Here is an 8,249-nt window from a genome sequence, read left to right on the forward strand (position 1 = left end):
GCGCGCCGGCCGCCGCTGGGGCCGGCTCTCCCACGCCCACTCCCAGCGCGGCCGGGGCGGGCGCGTGGGCGCGCAGCTCGGGCGGGACGCCGGCGATCTCGGCATCGAGGGCGGCGAAGAACTGGCCGGCCATCTTCTTCGTGACCCCGGACAGCATTCGCTGGCCGACGCCCCCGATCGGGCCACCGACCGTCGCGTCAGCGACGTAGGTGACGCGCGTCCCACCGTCATCGCTCGGGGCGACCTGCACGTCCACGTCCGCGGCCACGGTGCCGGGCGCTCCGGACCCGGACGCCTTCATGGTGAACGACTCGGGGTGCTGCGGGTTGAGCAGGCGCACCTCGCCGTCGTACGAACCCTTGATGGCGGCGACCCCTGCGGTGACGGTCATCGCGTAGTGGTTCGGCGCGATCTCGACGAGTCGGTCGCAGCCGGGCAGGGAGCGCGCGAGGACCGCGGGGTCGTGGATGGCGTCCCAGACCTTCAGCGGGTCGGCGGCGAGGGAGGCGGTGCCGGAGATCTTCATGCGGACGGCTCCTGGGTCGTGGGGTCGGACGTCGGCTCGGACGACGCCGTGTGTGCAGGTCGTGCCCGCCGGAGGGAGGGTAGGTCCCCGGCCTCGTGGCGGCGCCGCAGCTCCCACAGGTCGTTGGGGGAGATCGGCATGCGGGTGATCGGGAAGCCCTCGGCGTCCTCGATTGCCGACGCGATGACGGCCGATACGGGGATGCACCCCGCCTCGCCGGCGCCCTTGATGCCCAAGGGGTTGAGCGGCGACGGCGTCTCGAGGTGGTCGGTCTCGACGTGAGGGACCTCGGTGGCATACGGCATGAGGAAGTCCATGAACGACGCGTTGAGCAGCTGACCGGAGTCGTCGTAGGCCATCCGCTCGTAGAGGGCGCCGCCGACCCCCTGGGCGACGCCGCCGTGGACCTGGCCCTCGACGATCATCGGGTTGATCATCGGACCGCAGTCGTGGATGACGCAGTAGCGCAGGATCCTGATGTCGGCCGTGACGGGGTCGGTCTCGACGACGGCGGCGTGCATCCCGTTGGCGAAGGTCGCCTGGGTGGGGGAGTAGAAGTCCTTGCCCTCGAGGCCGGGCTCCTCGTCGTCGGCGACAGGCGGCTTGTCCGGGTCGAAGGTGCCGGCGAACTGGGTGGCCGCCTTGGCCGCCTCGTCAAAGGCGTAGCGGAGCGGGTTCGACAGCACGGACACCGTCCCGAGCGACATCGACGTGTGCGGGGCGCCCTTGACGCTGATCGTCCCCTCGGCGATGTCGAGGTCGTCCACCGACACCTCGAGCGCGTCGGCCGCGATGCGCAGGGCCTTGGCCCGGACGTTGCGCGCGGCGAGCGCGATGGCGTTGCCGGACATCACGGCTGCCCGGGACGCGAACGTCCCCACGGCGTAGGGCATCCGGCGCGTGTCACCGGTCGTGACATGGACGTCCTCGAGGCGGACCCCGAGCTCCTGGGCGACGATCTGGGCGAAGGCCGTCTCGTGCCCCTGCCCCTGCGACGTCAGGCCGGTCGACACGTTGACCCGCCCCGAGGTCTCGATCTGGATGTGGCCGCCCTCGTACGGTCCGACCCCGGTCCCCTCGACGTAGCAGCCGATCCCCAGCCCGACCTTGCGCCCGTCGGCCTCGGCCTGGGCCCGATACGCCGCGAAGTCGTCCCAGCCGACGAGCTTTTTGAGCTTGTCGAGGCTGGCGGGGAAGTCGCCCGAGTCGTACTTGAGCGGCCGGCCGTCCTGGAAGAGCAGCCCGTGGTCGTACGGCATCTCCTCCGGGAGGATGAAGTTGCGCGACCGGACCTCGGCCCGGTCGAGCCCCAGGTAGTCGGCGATGGCGTCCATCGTCCGCTCCATCGCGAACACGCCCTGCGGCCGACCCGCCCCGCGATACGGCGTGACGATGACGGTGTTGGTGTACAGCGACCAGAACTCGACCCGGTAGGTGCCCGGCTTGTAGGGGCCGAGCAGTTGGGTCGAGGTGATGATCGGGACGATGATCCCGTAGGGCGTATAGGCGCCGTTGTCGTGCCAGAACTTCACGTCGAGGCCGAGCAGGCGGCCCTCGTCATCGAAGCCGACGGTGACCCGATGCAGCTGGCCCCGCTCGTGTGCGGACGAGATGAAGTGCTCGCGCCGGTCCTCCGTCCACTTGACCGGCTGGCCGAGCTGGCGCGCCGACCAGGCCACGAGGACCTCCTCGGGCCACGGGTGCATGATCTTGACGCCGAAGCCGCCGCCCACGTCCGGCGCGATGCACTCGACCTTGGCCAGCGGCAGCCCCAGACGTGCCGCGACGGCGGCCCGGACCCCCGTGGAGGTCTGCGTGGACGAGTACATCCGCAGCTCGCCGCGCTCGTCGTCCCAGCGCGCGTACACGCCCTTGCCCTCCATCGGCATGGAGGCGCTCCGCTCGATGTCGAGGTCGAGCGTCAACGTGTGCGGCGCCGCCGCCAGGGCCGCCTCGACGTCGCCGACCTCTTGCAGCATGTGGGCCGAGACGTTGCCGGGGACGTCGTCGTGGACGAGGTGCTCGCCGTCCCGGGCGGCCTCGATACCGACGACGACGGGCAGCTGCTCGTAGGTGACCCGGATCCGCTGGCAGGCGTCCTCGGCGACGTAGCGGTTCGTCGCGACGACCATGACGACGGCCTCGCCGACGTGGTTGACCTCGTCCTTTGCGAGGGCGTGCGCCGTCCGGCCATGCGTCAGCGTCGGGTGCGGGATGAGGAGGGGCAGCGCGTCTGCCATCGGCCCGGTGAGGTCCTCGTGGAGATAGATCCCCGCCACCCCCTCGATGTCGATGGCATCGGCCACGTCGATGTCGACGATCCGGGCGTGGGCGTGGGGGCTGCGGACGAAGGCCGCCTCGAGCGCGTCGTGGCCGAGGTCGTCGAGGTAGCGCCCGCCGCCCGTGACGAGCCGCGGGTCCTCGCGACGCTTGATGGGCGCGCCAAACATCTGCGTCGTCACGCTGAGTCCTCCTCAGCCACGGCAGAACTGGACGTATGCCGCTGAGCCGGCTCAGCGGCATACGCCACGTTTGGCTTCTCCCGGAGTTCGGCGGCACGCAGGACGCTCTTGACGATGTTCTGGTAGCCGGTGCAGCGGCAGAGGTTGCCGGAGACCGCCTCGCGGGCCTCCTCGGCGGTCGGCGACGGGTTCTCCTCGAGGAACGCGGTGACGGTCGTGAGGAAGCCCGGCGTGCAGAAGCCGCACTGGAGCCCGTGGCACTCGGTGAAGGCCTGCTGGACGGGGTTCGGGTCCTCGAGCGACCCGAGCCCTTCGACGGTCGTGATCGCGTGGTCCTGGGCGGTGACGGCGAACATGAGGCAGGAGCGCATCGGTTCGCCGTCGACGAGGACGGTGCAGGCACCGCAGGCCCCGTGCTCACAGCCGACGTGCGTGCCGGTCAGCTTGAGGTCGTGGCGCAGGAAGTCGGACAGGAGGCGCCGCGCGGGCGCAGAGGCGGTACGGGCGACCCCGTTGACGACGATCGTCACGTCGTGGAGCGCCTCCCGCAGCTCCTCGGTCGTGGCCTGCTCAGTCATCGCGCTCGCCCTCACCTTCCGTCGACTGTCCAGTTCGTGGCAGGTCCCCCTGCATCGAGTGTGCATGGTGCGCCGCCTGAGTCAGTGCCCGGCGGGTCAGCTCGCTGGCCAGCATCCGGCGGTACTCGGCGCTCGCGTGGATGTCTGACTCGGGCTCGACGTGTGCCTGGACCGCTTCGGCGACGGCATCGAGTGCGTCGTCCCACTCGCTCGAGCCCGGCTCGACTCCCCTGAGGTGCGGGTCGAGGTCGAGGACCGACGGGATGTCCGTCACCGACACGAAGGAGGCGCGGGCGCCGGAGACCGTGCCGTCGGTCAGGGTCACGGCGACGCCGACCCCGGCGAGCGCATAGTCACCGGACCGCCGTGCCGACTCGAGGAAGGAGGTGCCCGTGCCCTCGACGAAGCGTCCGAACCGCACTGCGACAGCGAGCTCTTCCGGCCCACAGGACGACTCGAGCGCGCCGAGGAAGAAGTCCTTCCACGATGCTTCCCGGCGACCCGCTTGCCCGACCATCTCGACGACCCCGTCGGTCAGCGCGAGGATGGCCGGCATCTCGCCGGCCGTGTCGGCATGCACGATCGAACCCACCGTCGTGCCGCGGTTGCGGATGGCCGGGTGCGCCACGTTGAGCAGGGCCTGGCGCAGGATCGGTTGGACGGCGTAGGCCTCCTCCGACCGCTCGAGTGCACGGTGCCGGACGAGAGCGCCGATCCGCACCCAGCCGTCCTCCACGGTGATGTCCGAGAGCCCCTCGACCCGGTTGATGTCGACGAGGTGGGCGGGCGAGGCGAGACGCATGTTGAGGATCGGGATGAGGCTCTGGCCGCCGGCGAGGATCTTGCCGTCGTGGCCGACCTCACCGAGGACGGCGACGGCCTCCTCCACCGAGCGAGGCGCGTGGTGCACGAAGGGGGCGGGCTTCACCGAACTGATCCTGCCTTCCGGAGGCGTGTGGGACTAGAGGGTCTTGTGCATCGCTGGGCGTGGCCCTTTGGCACAACTTGCCAGCGCGTTGACGGACCCTCCCAGCCTGCCAAATCGAGTGGCCCCGATATGCACACGGGCCCTCGATTGATCGAGGGCCCGTGTGGCGTGTCGACGCAGGTCGTCAGAGCTTCGGTTCCCGCGGGCCGTCGTTCTGGTAGAGGTCATCGATCCGGTCGGCGTCGCCGTAGGTGCCCTCCTCCTCGCCGAGCGAGATCATCGTGCCGTGCGCCGACTCGGCTCGGGCTCTCAGCTCAGCCGGGGCGATCGCCTTGGCGAGGTGCCAGCCGGCGATGGCGACGATCGTGCCGAGGGCGATACCGCCGAGCGCGAAGTCCTCGGTGATCTTCAACTCGACGTTGCCGATGCCGATGATGATGCCCGCGGCGATCGGCACGAGGTTGATCGGGTTGCCGAAGTCGACGCCGTTCTCCTTCCAGATCTTGGCGCCGAGCAGGCCGATCATGCCGTAGAGGACGACGGTGATGCCGCCGAGGACCCCGCCCGGAACGGCCGCGACGAGGGCGCCGAACTTCGGCGAGAGGCCGAAGAGGATCGCGACGATCGCGGCGACGTAGTAGGCGGCCGTCGAGTAGACCCTCGTCGCAGCCATGACCCCGATGTTCTCGGCATAGGTCGTCGTCGGCGAGCCACCGACCGAGGAGGCGAGCGCCGTGCCGACACCGTCGGCGGCGATGGCGCGGCCCATGTACGGGTCGAGGTTGTGGCCGGTCATCTCGGCGACCGCCTTGACGTGGCCGGTGTTCTCCGCGATGAGCGCGATGACCGCCGGGAGGACGAGCAGGATCGCGGCGACGGAGAAGCTCGGCGTGTGCCAGCCGACGACTTCCTTGCCGTCCGGGGCGATCATGGTCTCGGGCGGGAAGCCGATCCAGGACGCCGCGCCGACCGCGTCGAAGTTCGTGCGGAAGTGGTCCGTCGCCTCGGCGGCACCGGGAAGCGGTGAGTTGATCATGCCGACGGTCTTGTCCAGGACCCACGACAGCACGAAGCCGAAGATGAGCGCCAAGAACACCGCAATGCGCGAGATGAAGCCCTTGAACGCGACCGCGCAGACGATCGTGAAGAGCATGACGAGGATCGCCACCCACTGGTCCTGCGGCCAGTAGATGCCGGCGACGACAGGGGCCAGGTTGAAGCCGATGAGCATGACCACCGCGCCGGTGACGACGGGCGGCAGCACCTGGTGCAGCACCGACGAACCCAGGTAGTGGATGAGCACGCCGACGAGAGCCAGCACGATGCCGGCCACGAGGATCGCGCCGGTGACCTCGGCCGAGTCACCGCCCTGCGCCCGGATGGCCGCGACACCGCCCACGAAGCTGGCCGACGTGCCGAGGTAGCTCGGTACCTTCCCGTTGACGATGAGCAGGAAGATGATCGTCGCGATACCGCTCATCATGATCGCGAGCTGCGGGTTCAGGCCCATGACGATCGGGAAGACGAAGGTCGCCCCGAACATGGCGACGACGTGCTGGGCTCCGAGCCCCACCGTCTTGCCCCACGAGAGACGTTCGTCGGGGGCGACGACGTCGTCAGGGCCCATCGTCTTGCCGTCCCCGTGCAGTTTCCAGCCCAAAGCCATTGAAGACTCCTCAGCGAATTGGCGGCCGGTCACCTCCTGTGACCCGGCTCACTCCCACATCGGGATTGGGCGCAAACTACTCTGATTCTCGGGGGTGGAGTTCGGCATTTGGTGATAACGAGTTGGTCCCGTTACCTGTCAAACCTTACGTACCCTCGGGAGCGCGTCAGAGCCCGCGCATCTGGTGCACCTTGAGTGCCAGGGCCAGCGTGAGGCGCAGCTCCGGGTCGGACGTGAAGGGGCCGAGCATCTTCTCCAGCTTGCCGATCCGGTAGCGCAGCGTGTTGTAGTGGAAGAAGAGGAGACGTGCCGTTTCGGCGACGTTCATGTTGGTGTCGATGAGGATGCTGAGGGTCCGGCGCAGGTCGGCGTACTCCGGCTGGTCGTCCGTGGCCAGCTCGCCCAGCGACTCCCGGACGAAGCGGCGCAGGTCCGCCCCGTCGGGGATCAGGGCCAGCAACCGGTAGATCCCGAGCCCGTCGACGTGGGCGAGGGCACCGTCGCCCTGCATCTGGCGACCGACGGAGACGGCTGACAGCGCCTCGTCGTAGGCCTGCGGGAGCTGCTCCGGTGAGGTGATGGTCCGGGAGACGCCGGCGGAGAAGCTGCGCCGCCCACCGCCGCCGTCGCCGCGGACGACCCGGACGAGGTCGCCGACGGTGCGCATGACCCGCTCCGTGTCGGCGGCCCCGGGTACGGCGACGAGCGCCACGACCTCCCGGCTGAAGCCCACGACCGGCGAGCTCGGGTCGCGGACTCCCACGGCGTGCGTCCAGGCTCGGGCGAACCGCTGCTGGAGGAACCGAATCTCGTCCCGGTCGCGCTCGGTGCGATCGTCGTCCTCGTCGGTCTCGGCCACGACGACGACCATGGGCCGGTCGATGTCCCAGCCGAGCGAGGCCGCGTGGGAGACGGCGTCGATCGGTGTGCCGGCCCGGCCGGAGAGGGCGTCCCTGAGGAACTCGGCGCGATACTTGCTCTCGACCGCCGCGACCGCCTGGTCCTTGGTGATGGCGAGTGCCGCGACGGTGGCCGCGCGCTCCAGGAGGCGGACGTCATCCTCGGTGAGTTCCCGGTGACTCGAGAAGGCGACGATGACACCGTGGTCTAGCTGCCCGGCGATGATCCGCACCGCCGCCCGGTCGGCATCCCTGCCGTCGCCACGCGGTCCCATCGGCTCGGACTCGACCAGGAACCGCCCGGACCGGTCGAAACAGGACAGCGCCTCGGCCCGGGCGAGCTCGTCCGGCGCGCCTGCGCGGGCCACGACCCGGCCATCGGTCGTCGTCACCATCGCTCCCGCTCGTGACATCGGGTCGAGGAAGGAGACGACGCGCTCGCACAGCTCGTCGAGCGTGCCGCCGGTGAGGACGATCTGGACGAGGGCCCGGTCGGCATCCTCGAGGCGGCGCAGCGCAGCCGTCTGTCGGTCGAGCTGCTCCTTGACCAGGGCCAGCTCGGCGGCTGACTCGACGGGCGAGGCTGTCAATTCACTGTCGATGACGCCGGGATCGTTGGCAACATTCACCATGAGCGCACCCTAACCTGCCTAGGTACCGTCGGTCATCGGTCCGGCTGGAACGCGAGGAGGATGGCGCACGTGTTGACCGCTGCCGCACGACCACAGTGGCCCGCGGCCGTGTCACCTCTCGTCGTCGGGGCCGTCACTGGACCCGTGCGTGAGGCGGGGGTACTTGGCGCCTTCCCGACCTGCGTGTACCTCGACCTCGGCAAGCATGACGCCGTCCTGGCACTGCTCGCGCGGGACGCCCTGCAGCAGCCGATCGGACTGCGATTGGCGGCGTCCTCCGGGGAGATCGTCTGGGGGGTCGAGCCGGGCGACACGGTCGCTGTCGGAGGTGGCCACGTGCGACTGCCCGAGGCTGACGTCGTCGCGGCACGAGTGCGGCCCCCGGCGCGCGTCACACCGGTCACATCACCCCCCAGCCCCGATCGAGTGAACAGCTTTCGGGGTCATCCCGACGCAGAAGTTGTCCACTCGATCGGTTGGGGAGGGCTCGCGCGCTCGCTCGGCGCCGGCGAGGGTGCCCTCGCTGAGCTGGCGCGCGACCTGGCCGCCGCCGCGCTC

The 8,249-nt window shown here is 69.9% G+C and carries 7 protein-coding genes; 1 reads left to right on the top strand and 6 read right to left on the bottom strand.

Annotation, left to right across the window (positions count from 1 at the left end; genetic code table 11):
* From VIR15_RS09295 to VIR15_RS09320, 6 genes are all read right to left on the bottom strand, one after another.
* The coding region (locus VIR15_RS09295; RefSeq protein ID WP_331927194.1) for an SRPBCC family protein at positions 1–526 on the bottom strand (526 nt) is incomplete at its 3' end.
* Complete coding sequence (gene cutA / locus VIR15_RS09300) at positions 523–2,988, bottom strand: aerobic carbon-monoxide dehydrogenase large subunit (RefSeq protein ID WP_331927195.1); 2,466 nt, start codon at positions 2,986–2,988, stop codon at positions 523–525. The genes cutA and VIR15_RS09295, both read right to left, overlap by 4 nt.
* On the bottom strand, positions 2,985–3,566 hold the full coding sequence (locus VIR15_RS09305) for a (2Fe-2S)-binding protein (protein WP_331927196.1): 582 nt from the start codon (positions 3,564–3,566) through the stop codon (positions 2,985–2,987). The genes cutA and VIR15_RS09305 overlap by 4 nt, the downstream gene beginning before the upstream one ends.
* Positions 3,559–4,494 carry an FAD binding domain-containing protein gene (locus tag VIR15_RS09310; RefSeq protein ID WP_331927197.1) on the bottom strand — a complete coding sequence of 312 codons (936 nt, stop codon included), beginning with the start codon at positions 4,492–4,494 and terminating at the stop codon, positions 3,559–3,561. The genes VIR15_RS09305 and VIR15_RS09310 overlap by 8 nt, the downstream gene beginning before the upstream one ends.
* 184 nt (positions 4,495–4,678) lie before the next feature.
* Positions 4,679–6,160 carry a uracil-xanthine permease family protein gene (locus VIR15_RS09315; RefSeq protein WP_331927198.1) on the bottom strand — a complete coding sequence of 494 codons (1,482 nt, stop codon included), beginning with the start codon at positions 6,158–6,160 and terminating at the stop codon, positions 4,679–4,681.
* Between the two features lie 166 nt (positions 6,161–6,326).
* The gene (locus tag VIR15_RS09320; RefSeq protein WP_331927199.1) at positions 6,327–7,691 is read right to left on the bottom strand and encodes a helix-turn-helix domain-containing protein; all 1,365 of its coding nucleotides are present in this window, start codon (positions 7,689–7,691) and stop codon (positions 6,327–6,329) included.
* A gap of 69 nt (positions 7,692–7,760) precedes the next feature.
* Between VIR15_RS09320 and VIR15_RS09325 the strand changes: the two genes are divergently transcribed.
* Positions 7,761–8,249, top strand: a 489-nt coding sequence (locus VIR15_RS09325) for a hypothetical protein (RefSeq protein WP_331927200.1), incomplete at its 3' end; no start/stop codon positions are given.

The organism is Intrasporangium sp. (assembly GCF_036566125.1).
Taxonomy (GTDB): domain Bacteria; phylum Actinomycetota; class Actinomycetes; order Actinomycetales; family Dermatophilaceae; genus Intrasporangium.

Coding starts and splice junctions, on each gene's coding strand:
- VIR15_RS09305 (WP_331927196.1), bottom strand. CDS start 3,566: ATGACTGAGCAGGCCACGACCGAGGAGCTGCGGGAGGCGCTCCACGAC.
- VIR15_RS09315 (WP_331927198.1), bottom strand. CDS start 6,160: ATGGCTTTGGGCTGGAAACTGCACGGGGACGGCAAGACGATGGGCCCT.
- VIR15_RS09320 (WP_331927199.1), bottom strand. CDS start 7,691: ATGGTGAATGTTGCCAACGATCCCGGCGTCATCGACAGTGAATTGACA.